Raw genomic sequence first — 16,275 nt, 5'->3', positions numbered from 1 at the left:
TCTGCACCGGGTTACCTTTTGATGTTAAATCACAGTGTTGATGAGAGTAACCAAATGTTACAGGAGAGGAAAGCGCCGGATGAGAATTTCATCCGGCGGATTGCCGGTGTGGCACCCAACGCGGGTGCCACACTTTCACTCAGTTGATCTTGGCCTTGGCAAAGTCGCTGCCGTTAACGTCAACCACATAGCCGCTGACGTTGCTGCGGGTGGCGTAGAACACCTTGCCGTTAGCCAGCGGCAGCAGCGGAGCCTGCTGGGCAAAAATCACCTGTGCCTGCTGATAAAGCTTGGCACGTTCGGCCGGGACGCTAACCTTAATCGCCTGCTGGATCAGCTTGTCGTAGCTGCTGTCGCACCAGCGTGCCGCGTTGGCACCGGTTTGCACGCCGGCGCAGTTGAGCAGGGTAGCGAAGTTGTCCGGGTCGCCGTTATCCGACATCCAGCCATACAGCGCGCTCTGCTGTTCCCCTTTGCGCAACCCGGCCAGATACTGGCCCCATTCCCAGGTGACGATTTTGGCTTTTACGCCCACTTTCGCCCAGTCGTTTTGGATCATCTGAGCGATGCGGCGTGAATTCGGGTTGTAAGGGCGGGCTACCGGCATCGACCAGATATCGGTCTCAAACCCTTTCTCCAGCCCGGCCTGCTTGAGCAGTTCACGCGCTTTTTCCGGGTTGTAAGCGTATTCGGGCAGTTTGTCGTTATAGCCCAGCATGCCCGGCGGCAGTATCGAATAGGCCGGCGTGCCGCTGTCTTTGAATACCGCCGCAACGATGGCCTTTTTGTCCACCGCATAGCTCAGAGCCTGGCGTACCAACACGTTGTCGAACGGCTTCTTCTGGGTGTTGAACGCCAGATAGCCGACGTTCAGGCCGTCGATGTTGTGCAGCTGCAGGTTTTTGTCGCTCTTGATGGCGTCAAACTGCTCCGCCAGCGGGGCAGGGATAATCTGACACTCGTTGGTTTTCAGCTTGGCCAGCCGGGTTTCCGGGTTTGGCGTAATGGAGAAAATCAGGTGTTTGCTGGCCACTTCGCCCTGCCAGTAATGCGGGTTGGCGATGTAGCGGATCAGCGAGTCCTGTTTGTACTGCTGCAGCGCAAACGGACCGGTGCCGATCGGCCAGTTATCGACATATTCCGGGGTGCCTTTTTTCAGCATGGCATCGGCATATTCGGCGGAAAGGATCGAGGCGAAGTCCATCGTCCAGTCGGCGAGGAACGCGGCGTTAGGCTGGCTCAGCGTAAAGCGCACGTGGTCGTTATCCACCGCCTCCACTTTGGTGATCAGCTTGTCCAGCCCGGTGTCGGTGAAGTACTCGTAGTTGCCGCCGGACACCTTGTGATACGGATGATTGGGGTCCTTTTGACGCATCACGGTGAACACCACGTCCTCGGCGTTGAAGTCGCGCGTCGGGGTGAAGTATTTGTTGTTGTTGAACTTCACGCCCTTGCGCAGCGTAAAGGTGTAGGTTTTGCCATCCGGGCTGATGGTCCACTCGGTCGCCAGTGAGGGCGCCGGGGTTTTATCGCTTTCACGCAGCGTCAGCAGGCGGTTGTACAGCACCTGCGAGGTGGCGATAAAGGTGGTGCCGGAGCTGGAAAGCTGCGGGTTGAACGATTCGGGCGAGGCTACGGTGCAGTAGACCAGGGTATCCGTGGCGGCCAGTGCGCTGCCCGTGGTCAACAGGCCGGTTCCTGCCAACAACAGACCCGCAGTGCTTTGTTTTAAACGCATAAAATGGATGGCTCCCTCAGGTTGATTGAGGACACTGCCGCCGCGGTGGCATTCAGGCAGCCCTCAATTTAAATATAAGTGATTGATCGCGAATATGGGAACTGAGGAATGACGATTGTTCGACGGTCGCAGACGGGCCGGGCGTCAAGATAGCCGATGAAATTGTATGCTTAGGTAAATAACCCCGGTTTTTCGGTTGTCTGACAAAAATGTTATCGACGAGTCACTTTGGGGTCAGCAACCCCCACTTAGAATCACCTCACCAGGCAGAACCTGGTCTGGTCAATCTAATGAGGTGGTTATATGAAAGCGATTAAATATGTCATGGCGGCGTTTATCCTGGCGGTGGTGTCCACCAGCAGCTTTGCGGCCAACAGCGTCAGTTCCGAGCAGGGGCTGACTAAACTCGGCGTGGTCTCCGCCAGCGGAGCACTGACGCTCTCAGGTCTGGAAAAGCAATTGGCGAAGAAAGCCGATCAGGCCGGGGCCAGTTCATACCGCATTATTTCCGCCAGCGGAGGCAATAAACTGCACGGCGTAGCGGTAATTTACCAATAATGGCAGGTGCATGCCGTTAGACCGGGGCGGTACTTGTTTTTACCGCCCCAGAAGGTTCCTGTTTTGTTGGTTTGTAGCCCTCATCCTCCGCCACTTAACCCTCGGTCACTCCTCAGGCGCACTCTCCCCGTCAATTAAGTTTGCAGCATGAACAGGTTGTTCTATATTCATGAAAATGATAATAAGTGTTATTATCATTTTCATTTGTAACCAAACCGAAACATCTTCAGTGCGTTGCCCTGGCCTTGGAAAAGGTGGCTGCGCCGTCTCGCTTTACGTGCGCCAGGGAGGTCAAGCACGCCAACCACAACACAATAATAAGGATCACGCCGGGCAGCCCTTGGGCTGGTCATCCAACCGTGTCCGCCATTTACCTCGCTTTTGGCCGTTATCGGCGGCAGCGGGGTTTTCGCTTCCGTTGTTTCAACATTTGTTTATGGCTTATCAAAGGTAGGTAACATGTCGGAAACTGTTTTGGCTACTGAATGGCTGCCGCTGACACCGGCGCAGTTAGACTTCTGGGACGAATTTACCTTGCATCCCGGACAGCCTTTTTCCACCGTCGCTCACGTCACCGAACTACGCGGCGCGGTAGATGAAGAGGCGCTGTGTCGGGCTATCACTCAGACGATGGCGGAAACGCAGGCGTTTGCATTGCGTTTTCGCGGCGGCACTGGCGAGAGTTTGCCGCAGCAGCGTTACGATCCCCAGGCAATACCGCAACTTAATCGCCTAGATCTTCAGGCACAGCCCGATCCCTACCAGACCGCGATGCGGCTGATGCAGGCGGATGTCGATCAACCACTGGATCTATGCAGCCAGCCGGTGGCCGCGGTGTGGTTGATCAGGCTGGGGCCTTCGCGTTTTATTTGGTACATGCGCGCCCATCATATTGTGATTGATGGCTTTGGCATGGCGTTGGTTGAACATCGTTGTGCCGCGCTGTATGCGCATTTCCTCGACGACAGCGCGGCAGGGCACGCATTGGGCGAGATTCGTGCTTTTCAGCACCATGAACTGGCCTATGCGGCTTCTGAACGCTGCGCTAAAGACCGGTATTTTTGGCAGCGGTATTTGCCACCGTCGCAGACCTTGCCAACGGTGCGCAAAGGCGGCAGGGAATATGGCGTGAAATCCCTGAGTACCAGCACGCCGTTGCCGGAGGAGATCCCGCAGCGGTTGCGTTGGCTGTCGGAACGTAGTGGTATCGGTTGGCCCGATCTGTTGCTTTCCCTGTCCGCCGCCTGGCTGTTCTTTACCTTGCCGCCGTTGCCGCATGACAAGGGCGATTCGCGCACCATGTGGATGCCGGTGATGAACCGCCGCAGCAGCCAGGCCACCAATACGCCGGCGCTGGCGGTCAATACGCTGCCGCTTTTGGTATCGCTGCGTGCGGAAGAGACTTTGGGCCATTTTCTGTCGGGCATGGCGAAGATGCTGCGTGAGCTGCGCAGCCACGCAGGCTACCGTCTGCGGCACATTGCCGCAGATCGCGGTGTGACGCCGGCCTCTCGTTTGTTTATCTCGCCGTTTATCAACGTCCAGCCGTTTGATCCCGCCGGTTTCAGCGGCTGCACCTGTACGCGACGGGTACTGGCAGGAGGATCTGGCGACGGCGCTAACCTGACCTTCCGCGGGCGCACCGATGCTGGCGATCTGCACCTGGATATCGATGTTTACGTGCAGCAGTTTGCCTGCGATGGGATCGAAGACTATGGGCGTGACCTGCAGGCGTTTTTACTGCGTGCGTTGCGGGAAGAAGCGCTGGAGACGGCGCTCGGCGAACTGGTGGCGGTGCCCGCCTGATGGCCGAAAGGTCAGCGTAATGGTTGGGGCCATGCTCGACCCGATATAAGTTTGAATGAGGTGATAGGGGGCTGCATGCAGCCCCTTTTAGTTTGAACCGTTTAACGTGCCAACAACGCCGCCACTTCCCGCGCATTTTTGCAGGGGATTAACAGCGTTGGCGGTAGTTGGGTGCCAAAGGCCTGGTTAAGCTGCGCCGCCACCTGGCGAATGTGCGGCAGCTTCAACCCCATGCTGATAAAGGCCGTTTCTTCTCCCCATTCCGGGCGCGGCGTTGCGCCGATAGCCTGCAAATAGATCGACAGGATCTTGCCGCTGTGCGCCGGTGGCGCGCTCGGCAGCGGTACCGCACAGGCATTCAGGCCCGGAGTGGCACGATCGGCGCTGAAGGCTGCGCGGATGCGGTGACGGTCGGTCTTGCCGTTACCCGACAGCGGCAGCAACTCGGTATGAATAAAGCGTGTCGGGATATGGGTACAAGGAAGGTAGCCGGTCGAAAAAGCGCGGATCGCCGCCAGCGACAGCGGTTTACCGTCGTGGGTGAGGTACATCGCCCCGAGCGTCGCTTCGCCATTGTCACCGCCAGGGTAATCCACTACCACGATATCGATAATAGCCTCGTGTCCGCGCAACACATCTTCAATTTCCGGCAGCGAAACGCGCACGCCACGGATTTTCACGTAGCCGTTCACCCGGCTGGCGAACAGGATATTGCCGTCCGGACGATAGTACCCTTGATCGCCGGTACGGAAGGCCCGCAGCGGTTGCCCGTCGGGCCCCTCCAGCGTAACGAAATCATGTTGTTTTAAATCACCGTCCTCCAGATACCCCAGCGCCAGATTCACCCCGGAGGTGTGGATGCGGCCGACCACGCCGGTCGGGCAGTGGGTACCGTCGTCATGGCAGATAAAGTATTGGTTAGCCGGCAGCGGCTGACCATAAGGCACGGTGCCGGTGTCCTGCGGCGCTATCGGGTGCCAGATACTCCAGATGGTGGTTTCGGTCGGGCCACCGAGCGAGAACAGGCTGATGTCCGGACGCAGACCGCGCAATTGCTGTACCGTCGCCGGTTTGATGTAATCGCCCCCCTGAGCCACCAGTCGCAGCGAACGCAGGCTGTCGTCGGTTTTACAGGTAAGCAGCATTTCCAGAATGGCGGGGACCGAACACCACAGGCTGACGCCATGGCGCTCAACCAACTGGTTCCAACTGATGGCGTCCTTTTCCTGATGTGGTGCCGGTAACACCAGCGTGGCACCGGCGCTGAGCGAGCCGAACAGATCAAACATCGACATATCGTGGTGTGGCGGCGTGACCGAAATCATCACGTCGTCGGCGGTGACCGCCCAGCGCTGCAGGGTTTGGCCGATAACGTTGGCGGTGGCGCGGTTATTGAGCACCACGCATTTCGGTTTGCCGGTGGTACCGGAGGTATACAGATAATAACTGGCTTCGGTGCTGACGCTGCGCTCGGTCAGCGTCTGGCTGTCCGGCCGCTTGGCGGCGCCCGCCGTCGGGTCAAGCAGTTCCTCTGGCGTAACCCCGAACGAGGTGTCCAGCTCACCCTTGTGTACCACCAGATCCGGCCGGCAGTTGGTCAGCAGATAGGCGGTACGTTCCGGCGGTGAGTTGATGTCGATCGGCACCCAGATAATGCCCAACAGCGCACAGGCGAGTGAAATGGTTACATGCTCCGGGCTGCGCGCCAGATACAAGGCCAGCACGCTGCCTGGCTTCAGGCCACGCTGTTGCAGATTTGCCATCACTGCGCTAACCCGTTGGCCCAATTCCGGGTACGTCAGGCTTAGTTGGTCGCAGATCAACGCGGGGCGCGGCTGCGGATCGTTAAACAATCTGTCGGCCAACTGCGCAAGGTAAGGGTAAGCGCTGAATGACGTCTCGCTGTGGTTATGGCGGTAATGTTGGTAATCGATAAATTGCGCGGGGGGAATTTCCACATCGCCGTCCCGGCACATCAACATTACCCGACGTTGCAATGCGTCCAGCATGGCCTGCACTTGCTCGCCATCCAACGCTTGCTCGGCGTAGTCGACGCACAGCAGCAGGTTCTTGTCGGCGTCCTGCATCAGGCGGATATCGATCGCCACCTGCGGCGTCTGGGTCACGCCGTCATGGTAGCGAACCGGCGCGTTGCCAGGCAGCGTCTCCCACCCCAGGCAGTTGGTGAGGATCACCGGCAGCGCCGGGGAGCCCTGGCTGAGGTTTAGCAACTGCCGCGCCAGGTCAACGCCGGAAAATGCCAGATGGTCGAGCGCCCCCAGCACGTCGTCCTGCAAGGCCTGGGCGCGGCTGATAAAGGTGCCCCCCAGGCGGGAATAGCGTACCGCCACAAAGGTAGAGGCGTTGCTGAGCGCACCATTTGCCGCAGGAAACGCCACCGGCACGCCGACGCAGAGTTCGCCATCGGTGGTCCACTGCGCCAGCGTATCGAGGATCAGAGCCGAAAGGCTGCTGTTGCGCAGCAGGGCATGGGAGGATCCCAGGCGCGAGAACTGTTTTAGAACCTCGCGCGGCAAAGTCAGGTTGGCGCGGCGATAGCGAGAGGATTTGATATTGGCCAGCGGGGTGCGCCACGGCAACGCCGACGGCGTGGTGACGTCCTGTAGCTTGGCTTGCCAGTAGGCGGCATCAATCTGACGCTGTTCCGCCGTGGCTGCAGCCGGCGGGCTTGGCGGCACGACAGGCGGCAGCGGGGCGTCGTCGAACAGCCGGGCAATGACGGTGGAGATACCCTGGCCGTCAAGGATCAGCGCGTCGAAGCTGGTGAAAATCACGGTGTCGTAGGGGGTGCCGGTGGCGTCCTGCGTCTCCGAGAGCTGAATGGCGGCAATACGCCACAACGGCTGCGCGGGATCGTGGCGCTGATGCGAATATTGCTCGCGCAAGTCAGCCAATTGGCGTTGCGCTGCCTGATGGTCGAGCGCACGCAGATCGTGCCGATCCAGATTCAGCGTGGCCTCTGCCCGCACGTGTTGGGTGAAACGCTGGGTATCGATGCAGGTGCGCAGCGCCGCGTAGTGCTGCACCAGTTCGCTCAATCGGCTTTCCAGGCGGGCCAAATCCAGTCCCAGACCGCGATATTCGCGAAAGTCGTGCATCGCTACGCCGCCGAGCGGCCATTGTTCGCTGCGCCCGAGCAGGTAAGCCTGCTGCAGTGCGCTTAGTGGTGTCTCCATGGTATTTCCCTATTGATTGTCACTAACCCACGAAATAGAAAGCAGGGCGCATGAGACCACGCGCCCGGATCGGTATCAGGCTTTGGGTGCCAGCACCTGCAATAACAGTTGAGCGCCCTCGGCGGCATTGGGGGCTCGCTCGCAGATCACTGCGGCAAGAGCGGCCGGAGTCGGGTTCGCCTCTATATCCTTCGGCGCCAGCGCCACCGGCAGGTATTTGTTAAGTACCGCCAATAGGGCCATCAGAGCGTCCTGCGGCAGTTGCAGGGTACGGATATCGTCATCGTCACCCAGCCTGGCGTCCGGCGCGACCCGCGCCAGCAGCCGGTGCAGCAGTTGGCGAACCGGCATCTGACGTGCCTGGCCCGCTGAGGAGCATTGCGCCAACCACTGCGAAAGTGGCTGATTAAAGCTGTCCGGCCGGTTGGCGGCCCGTTTCAGCAAGGCGCCGTAAGTGGCGAACAGCTGCGGCAACAGCCGATCAGGGAAGGCGTCCAGGCGGACGTCCCAGTTGATCAGAATGCCGCCGTTGGCGTGTGCCACCTGAGCGTCCAGCGCCACCTGCGGCCCCTGGGAAATTACCCACTCCAGCGGGCCAAAGGTACGAGTGACGTTGTCAGAAAACAACGCTTTGCCACGGATGCCAAACCCGGCGGTAAACACGACGGGTGAAGGCTGCATGCTGCCTTGCAGGCGCGACAAATCGCGCATCACGCTGACGCCGGGGTAATCGGCGTGAGCTATTAACTCCGCCAGCTGGACCATCAGGCGGCGGCTGAAAGCCGGCAAGTTTTCAGCCGGGTTCAGCTCCACGCCCAGCAGCACCAGGTTAGAGAAGTCGCCAATGATCGTGGCGAGGTTGGCTTCATCCCGGTGGAACAGCGGCACGTTGAGCCTGAAGCGCGACATGTTCCAGCCATGGCCGACGGTAACGGCAAACAGCGCCAGAAACAGGGATGACAGCGTGATGCCGTGCGCTCTGGCGGCATCTTCCAGCGCTTTGGTTTCGCTCGCGCTCAGTTGCAGCGCCAGCCGATCGCTGCGGCAAATATCCGGCGTGCGCAACAGGTGTGGTGCCGGCGGCAGCTGAGGCAGGCGTTCACGCCACCAGGCCTGAGCGCGAGTGCGACGTGACTGCTGCGCGGTATCGGCATAGTGACGATCCAGATAGTCAAAGTAGGGTACGCCATTGTCGGCGGGGGATGCCGGACATTGGTGATAAAACCGCGCCAAATCCTCCATCAACACGCGGAAACCCATGGCATCGCCGGCGATCATATCCAGATCAACATGCAGCCTGCTGTGGCCGCCCGGCAGCAGGCTGAGGCTGATATCGCAGGGGATACCTTGTTCCAGCGGCAGTTTTTGGCTGCTTTTTTGCTGCCGTTTGGCTGTGAGCCGGTGGCTCGCTTCGTGGGTATCGAACTGGCTGAAATCGTCCAGATGCAGGCCATGCTCAGGGCCGCAGGGGCTGATGGTCTGCTGGCCATCGGCCGTGATGCACAGGCGCAACATAGGGTGATGCAGGTAAAGGGCGGCAACGGCCTGTCTCAGTCGTTCGACGTCCAGGTCGCAGCAGTTAAATTCCGCATACAGGTGGGCGGATACGCCCCCCAGCGGCGCTTCGGATTGCCGACCTACCCAGTAGGCGGCCTGCATCGTGGTCAACGCTTTCATCGGGTTTCCATCAGTATTGAGAGACTGTAAGAATATATTGCAATGTTAATGGGAATGAAAATTATTACTATTTTTATTTGTTGGTATAAAACGTAAGGGTAATGTGGAAAGGGGAGATTCTCGCTCGCTTATAGAAAATATTAATACCGATATAATTATGTTTTATATTCATTTTAATTGAAATTATTGGTTTTAAAGAACCCACAATAACTGCGTTTTATCGTTCAGCACTTTACCCGCTGTGCATCCTGTTTATTTGTTTAGTTGATAATGATTTGCATTAAAAAATGTAAAATATTATCATTATTAACATTTCTTTACGTTTCCAGACAAAAAATCTGCGTCCGCCCCCGGTTTATCTGGGGTGGGGCGGCTGTCTGCGGCAGGGATATGCAATAGCAAGGTCAGGAAGGCCGCAATGCCATTGTCAGTGTGAGAATCAGCGTCGTTACCTATGTGAAATAAAACATATTTTTGTGCATCTGGGATGAAAGGAGAATACATCTATGAGCAAGCATTCAGCGGCTCAAAGGCATAAAATCGTAGGAAACAAGGAAAAAGCAGGCTTGCAGGCCATTGGGGCATTTTCCTCACTCTTTCTGGGTCTTTGTTCTTTATCTGTGGGCAGCGTTAATGCCGCCGCAGTGGACGAAAAGGTGCAGGAAGCCGCCGACAGCAAACGTAACGATAATTGGCAGGACTCCGAAAGCCTGCTGGTGACCGGCGAAAAGATAAAGCGCAGCATTTTCGACACCGGCTCCAGCGTGCAGGTGTTCGACAGTGAGCGGATCGCCGCTATGCCCAATGCGTTGCAGATCCCCGATTTATTACGCATGACGGCCAACGTCATGGATGTCGGCATCGGTAACGATCTGCCCACCGTACGCGGTATCGACGGCTCCGGCCCGAACACCGGCGCCAACGCCTTCCTCAGCGGCACCCGTCCGCGCCTCAATTTGTCTCTGGATGGTCGCTCCCTGACCTATAACGAGCAGGCCTATGGCCCGCAGTCGCTGTGGGATCTGGATCGCGTCGAAGTGTTCCTCGGCCCGCAGAGCTATATTCAGGGGCGTAACGCCATTGCCGGTGCGATCGTGATGGCCAGTAAGGATCCCACTTTCGATTGGGAGAGTGCCTTCAAGGGCGGTGCGGGCAACCAGCACTCTTCGCAATTGTCCGCTATGGTTTCAGGCCCGCTGGTGGAAGATCAACTGGCGTTCCGCGTCAGCGTCGATCGCCAGCGTCGCCGCAGCGATGTCGATCTTCCTGCTTATGAGCCGGTGGGCGATCCGCGTGAGGTTGAAGCCACTACCGCACGTGCCAAACTGTTGTTCAATCCGGCAGGCCTGCGCGAGCTGACCACCAAGCTGACTTTTAACCACTTTGGCAGCACCTCGCCGCAAAACGAGAGCCTCAACCCGCTGGTTCACCCGACCAGCCTGCGCCACGATCCGCGCCGAGCGGTGTTTAAAAGCAACACCAACAGCGGCGTTTGGGATCTGTCCTGGGAGCAATCCGACAGCCTGACGCTGGAAAACCGCGTTATTTATACCGACTTCAATATTAACCGTCCTACGGCTTATGCCTTGCCGTACGCCGATATCGGCGGAAAAGAGGTGCACGTGGAGCCGGTGGCGCGTTTTGGTGGGCCAGACAGCCGCCTGCGCGGGCTGGCAGGGTTGCGTTATTTCCACTCCAAGCAGGATGAGTTCGTTAACATTTTCGGCGGTTCGACCTTCAAGGATAAAACCGACACCAACTCGGCCTTTGCCGAGCTGACCTACGCCATTACGCCGAAGGTGGATATCACCGCCGCCAGCCGTTTGGAACGCGAGCACCGTCAGCGTACCGGCGGCAGCAAGGCCGTGCGTATCGATTTCGATGAAACCTACGACGTATTCCTGCCGAAGCTGGATCTGGCCTGGAAACCGACGGATACCCAGACCTACGGCGCCAAGGTGGCGCGCGGCTATAACGCCGGTGGCGCAGGCATCACCATCGGCACGCCGGTAGTCAATTACACCTATGGTTCGGAATATGTCTGGAACTATGAGTTGTACACCCGTCACCACCTGAAAGATGCCAACGTCATCCTGACCAGCAACATCTTCTACAACGACTACAAGGACATGCAGCTGCCGTATTCCCTGGGGCCGAACTCCTCGGTGATCCGCAATGCCGACAAGGTAGAAACCTACGGCGCGGAAATGGGGGCGACCTGGCAGCCGCGTTGGGACTTCGAACTGTTCACGAACGTCGGTCTGCTGAAGACCAAAATCAAGAAGTTCTCGGGCAGCGGCGTAGATGGGCATGAACTGGCGCGTGCGCCGGCTTATACCGCCAACATGGGCGCCAAGTACCAGTTGATGGCCGGGTTGGAACTGAGCGGCAACGTGGCGTTCTCGGACTCCTACTACTCGCAGTACGACAACGACTCTCGCGGGCGCATCGGATCTTACTGGTCGGCGAATACTCAACTGGCGTACACCTTCGCCTATGGCCGCGCCACCCTGTATGCGCAGAACCTGTTTGACTCGGAACGTCGCGTGATGGTCAGCGGCAACGACGTCTACACCGCGACTCAGCAGCGTCCACGCATGATCGGTGCGGCGCTGGAACTGACATTCTGATGCGATAGCAATCGGTCTGCAGCAGGGGCGTATTCACGCCTTGGATTGTTGGCGCTTGCGCGAGTTTGTCAGCGATCTGTGGTGGATACGCCCCTGTTTATGACCCGCGTTCCCCCCGAGGTTCCGGTATGGCCGGGCACAAGGAGATAGAGCAGTGAGCGGTTATTTTGACAATATTCTCAGCGATGACGAGGCCCAGCGTCTGGACCTGGCGTTTCAGACGCTGGGCGAGCGGGCGGCGGATGCCTCACAGCCATTGAGCGAAGCAGAAGAACAGGCGTGGTTCATGCACCAGCAGCGCGGCGACGGCGGTTGCCAGCAGGCGATGGCCTGGCGGCTGGGCGGCGAGCCGGATATCGGCAGACTGGCCAGCGCGCTGGAAGCCCTGACCCGGCTGATGCCGGAACTGGACGTTCGTTACGATTTCGACGATGAGCAAGGCTTACGCAAACTGCGCGGCAACGCAACGCTGAACCCGGTGAGCATTCAGCCTGTCGCGGACGAACAGCAGGCGGTAAGCCGTCTGTTGCAGGCGCAGGCGACGCCTCTTGAGTTGGCAAGCGAAGCGCCGCTTCGTTTTCTGCTGTTTACCGGTGCCGGTTCGGTGCTGGGCGTCGTTGCCCACGACATTTTGGCTGAAAGGCTGTCGTGTCGACAATTATTGACGATGCTGTCGGCGCTGTATAATCGCCATGATCCCCTGCCAGTCCCGGACACTTTGCCGTCGGTTGCACTGAATACGCCATTGCCGGAAGCGACGGAGCTGGTTCTGCCGTGGCCACGCCATGCGACAGCGCTGCGGGACTACCGACAATTGGCAGCACAGGACGAGCGTCTGGCGCAGGCCGGGGTACGTATAGCGACCCGCGTGGCACGCAAGATTTTGCCCGTAACCGATAACCCAACCACCTTACTGGCGGCGATCGCCGTTCGCTTTGGCCGTTTTATCGCCGCTCAGTCCGGCGGGCAACCGGTGCAGTTGTGCGTGCCGCTCGACGACGCACAACAGGCAAACGGCATGGACGGCTGGCAGGGCGCTAGCCGATTGAAACGCCTGACCTTGCAGCCTGCGGATCCGGAGGCGGAAAGCCGATTGCTGGCGCAGCAAACGGCGGAAGCGCCCAACCCAGAATTGGCTCAGCTTCTGGTGAGCTGGCTGGCGGATCCTTCGGTGGCGCTGCAGTTGGATGGGGTTAACGCTGAACGCCTGCTGTTACCGCCGCTGCATACGCCTTTTGAACTGATGCTGGCTTTGAGCCTGCCCGAGCCGGACTCGATGGTGTTGGAGTTAGTGGCGGATCCGCGCCTGACCCCGCATGTCGCGCCGTTCCTGCTGGAGCAGTTCGTCGCTTATCTCGCCGGACGGACGATTACGACAGCCCTGCTGCCTGCCACTGAGCAACCGTTGGCCCAGCCCGAAGCTGTCCTGGCGGGAGAGGATGCACAACAACAAGAAAATGATGAAATCGCCCAATTGATCCTGGCGGAATTCCGCGATGCCCTGGTGGCGCCGGACATGACTGTCGATGAAGATTTCTTCGATCGCGGCGGGCATTCGCTGGTCGCGACCCGCGTCAACGGTCGCTTGTTAAGCCTGCACCGTATCGAACTCAACATTAACGACTTGTTCAGTCATGCCACGGCCCGTGGCCTGTCGGCCTACGCCAAACGTCAGGCGGTTACGGCACCGGCGGTACAAGCGCCCAGTACGCAGCATCGCGATGAGGTCGTCCAGGCACCGCTGTCGCTGGCCCAGCACTCCCTGTGGAAAGTGTACGAGGCCTTCGGTCACGACGAGATTTTCAATCTGCCTTTCGCCATCAATTTCCTCGATCCGGTGGATGAAATGGCCCTGCGTCAGGCGTTTATCGACGTCATGACGCGCCACAGCGTATTGCGTTCACTGTTTATCGAACATCAGGGGGAGGTTTGCCAACAGGTCGTGCCTGCGGCTGAACTGCTCGATTACGAGTGGTTCCACTTCTCTTATGAAACACCGGCCGGTAACGCCAGCGAACTGTTGGCCAAGGCCGGCGACCACCGCTTTGATCTGACCCGCGAGCTGCCGCTGCGCGCTACCTTCCTGCGTGACGCGGCAACCGGCCGGCAACTGCTTTCGCTGCTGTTCCACCATGTGGTGCTGGATGAATGGTCGCTGAACCTGATGATGGACGAGCTGGGCATCGCCTACAGCCACCGTGTGGCAGGGCAGAAGCCGCAGTGGAAAGGTGAAGTGCCGCAGTTTTATGCCTTTGCCCGGCAGCAGCAGGCCGGCGGCGTCGCACAGCAACACCTTGACTATTGGCTCGATAACCTGCGCGATGCGCCGGTCGGTCAGCCGCTGTTCCAGCAGGAACCTTCGCACCATCCTGCAGTCCCGGCCGATGCAGACGTCAACGGCGGATGGCTGGAATTTGACGTCGCACCAACGGTGGCTGAGGGGTTGTACGCGCAGGCCAGGAAGAACAACGCCTCACTGTTCAACGTGGTCTACGCCGGTATCACTACGGCGCTGCGCCTGTTGGGCGGTCCGACGGATCTGCTGGTGGGGACTTCCACCTCCGGCCGTAACGACGCCGAGTTCTTTGACACCATCGGCTACTTCACCACGGTGGTGGTGCACCGGGTGCGCTTCGCCGACCAGTTGACGGTCGCTGGGCTGATTGACCAGGTGAAAAACACCATCAACGGTTCTATGCCTTACACCGATATTCCTATCGATCTGGTGGAAGAAGGGCTGTTTGGCGCTCATGCCGACCGCAAGAACCACATGTTCGAAGTGTTCATTCAGATCCACAGCCGTATCAAGCTGAACGGGGCATTTACCCTGCAGGACGGCAGCACGGTGGCCTATCGTCAGGTGGAGCCGGAGAAAACCGAATCGCTGCTCGGTTTGCAGTTTGAAGTGATGGAAGAAAACCTCGACGGCGTGAAATCCCTGCGCGTGATGATGACCTACCGTACCGATCATTACACCGCGCAACAGGCGGGGTTGATCGCTGCAACTATTCAGCACGTGTTCTCTCACTTTGCCCAACAGGCCGGTGGGGACATGCCACTGTCGGCCTTGCCGCCGGCGCCACAGCAATAACGTTGTTCACCCTAACTGACTTTATTACTTTCATGGAGATAAACGGATGTCTGGAACAATAGGAACACCTCGCGCTTTACTGTCGCTGTTGATTGCAACGTCGTTGGTGGTGGCCGGTGCGGCGCAGGCCCGTGACGCAGGGATCACTCAGCAGGATATCAAGCGTCAGCCGTTGTCGTCGGCGTTGGTGGAAATGGCCTACAGCCCAAGCCAGAAGTCGCTGTTCGTCAGCGCACCGGACTGGAAGGAAGAGGCGAAATCCCGCGTGTTGCGTCTGGATCCGACCACGTTGGCGGTGCAGGCGGAGATCCCTCTGCAGGTGAAGGGGTTTGGCGTAGCCCTGGATGATGCCGGCCACCGGCTGTATCTGACTCAAGGGTTCAATGGCTCGGTCGGCGTGGTGGATACCACCACCAACCGTGCGCTGGACAGCATTCCAGTGACCGAAAAAACGATGCTGGAGCAGACCTACAAGGAGGCCGGTATCAGCGGCAAGCGCCTGGAGTTCCTGCTCAAGGAGCTTAAGCGCTTCAAGATCACCGAAGACTACCAGTACCGCATCCGCGAAATGAAGTATGACGCGCAGAGCGGCCGCCTGTTCTTGCCGGGGTTGGGTTTTGGGGTAGACAGCGTGCTGTTTGTGGTCAACACCCGGACTCAAAAGCTGGAGAAAATGATCCCCGGTTTCGGCTACAACGCGGTGGGCATCACTCTGGATGAGAAAGGACGGCGCGTATTTGTCTCTAACATGCAGGGGCAACTGATTACCCTGAATGCCGATACCCTGGCGATCACCTCCACCAAAGAGATTCAAGCGGATCAGCTGCTGAACCTGGTGTACGACGGGAAGAATAACCGTCTGTTAGGGGTGGATCAGGGGATCGACCGCGACAACTACCGCAATACCCACCTTGAGCGTGACTACGTGAAGCGCAGCAGCGGTCACCGGGTGTTTGCGCTGGATGCGGACAGCGGCAAAGTGTTGGCCAGCGAACTGACCGATGAAGTGCCAATTGGCCTGCTGTTGGACGATCGCAACCAGCGTGTGTACGTCGCCAACCGCAAAGGGATCCGCGTCGATCATGGCGCAGGTACGTTGACGGTGTTTGATTCAAACAGCCTCAAGCGCCTGCAAACCGTAGAACTGCCGCCGCACCCTAACAGCCTGGCGCTGGACACCAGCAACAACGTGCTGTTCGTGACGGTGAAGAATGACGGAGCCAGCACCAAAGCCGGCAAACCGGAAAGCGTAGTCCGTATTCAACTGCCAAAAAACTGAGTGTGATCCCGCTGCGTCAGTGAAGGCTGACGCAGCGTATTCTTGGCATAAGTCTTCTTGTCCGCAGTGAATCCATACTCACCAATGTTGTTATTAATTAACGGCATACTCATTTCGCTGCCGCCTCTTCTGAGGCGGTTGTGTATCATGACGTCTGAGGCGCAGAACGCCACTGACGGCCCGCATGGCCCCTTGATGTGAGCCAATCCCACATAAACACAAGGTAATAAAAACTGGTCTTGTTCCGATAATTTGATTATAAACACCGCCGTTAGGGACAATGTTCTCATCTGAATTGG

8 protein-coding genes are annotated in these 16,275 nt (G+C 58.4%); 5 read left to right on the top strand and 3 right to left on the bottom strand.

Annotated elements, in window-relative coordinates; translation table 11 throughout:
* Window positions 1-139: 139 nt before the first annotated feature.
* The gene (locus ACMGG1_RS19660; protein WP_414160955.1) at window positions 140-1,738 is read right to left on the bottom strand and encodes an ABC transporter substrate-binding protein; all 1,599 of its coding nucleotides are present in this window, start codon (window positions 1,736-1,738) and stop codon (window positions 140-142) included.
* 303 nt (window positions 1,739-2,041) lie between these two features.
* Between ACMGG1_RS19660 and bhsA the strand changes: the two genes are divergently transcribed.
* Window positions 2,042-2,296 (top strand): multiple stress resistance protein BhsA, encoded by a 255-nt coding sequence (gene bhsA / locus ACMGG1_RS19655; protein WP_020825385.1) that lies wholly within the window; start codon window positions 2,042-2,044, stop codon window positions 2,294-2,296.
* Between the two features lie 459 nt (window positions 2,297-2,755).
* Window positions 2,756-4,102, top strand: a complete 1,347-nt coding sequence (locus ACMGG1_RS19650) for a condensation domain-containing protein (protein ID WP_020825386.1) — start codon at window positions 2,756-2,758, stop codon at window positions 4,100-4,102.
* A 101-nt stretch (window positions 4,103-4,203) separates the two neighbouring features.
* Here the strand turns inward: ACMGG1_RS19650 and ACMGG1_RS19645 are convergent, their stop codons facing one another.
* Both ACMGG1_RS19645 and ACMGG1_RS19640 read right to left on the bottom strand, forming a co-directional pair.
* Window positions 4,204-7,299: an amino acid adenylation domain-containing protein gene (locus tag ACMGG1_RS19645; protein ID WP_414160954.1), complete on the bottom strand. Its 3,096-nt coding sequence runs from the start codon at window positions 7,297-7,299 to the stop codon at window positions 4,204-4,206.
* Between the two features lie 75 nt (window positions 7,300-7,374).
* Entirely contained in the window at window positions 7,375-8,976 is a 1,602-nt protein-coding gene (locus ACMGG1_RS19640; protein WP_414160953.1) for a condensation domain-containing protein, read from the bottom strand.
* Window positions 8,977-9,482: 506 nt separating this feature from the next.
* Here ACMGG1_RS19640 and ACMGG1_RS19635 point away from each other — a divergent pair.
* From ACMGG1_RS19635 to ACMGG1_RS19625, 3 genes are all read left to right on the top strand, one after another.
* Window positions 9,483-11,606 (top strand): TonB-dependent receptor, encoded by a 2,124-nt coding sequence (locus tag ACMGG1_RS19635; RefSeq protein ID WP_020825388.1) that lies wholly within the window; start codon window positions 9,483-9,485, stop codon window positions 11,604-11,606.
* A gap of 154 nt (window positions 11,607-11,760) precedes the next feature.
* Window positions 11,761-14,697 carry a condensation domain-containing protein gene (locus ACMGG1_RS19630; RefSeq protein ID WP_414160952.1) on the top strand — a complete coding sequence of 979 codons (2,937 nt, stop codon included), beginning with the start codon at window positions 11,761-11,763 and terminating at the stop codon, window positions 14,695-14,697.
* 46 nt (window positions 14,698-14,743) lie between these two features.
* Window positions 14,744-15,976, top strand: a complete 1,233-nt coding sequence (locus ACMGG1_RS19625) for a YncE family protein (protein ID WP_046374410.1) — start codon at window positions 14,744-14,746, stop codon at window positions 15,974-15,976.
* The last annotated feature ends 299 nt before the right edge of the window (window positions 15,977-16,275 follow it).

The organism is Serratia sp. BNK-12 (assembly GCF_047456085.1).
In the GTDB taxonomy this organism is placed as follows: domain Bacteria; phylum Pseudomonadota; class Gammaproteobacteria; order Enterobacterales; family Enterobacteriaceae; genus Serratia; species Serratia liquefaciens.
This window is presented reverse-complemented; position numbering and strand designations above follow the sequence as displayed.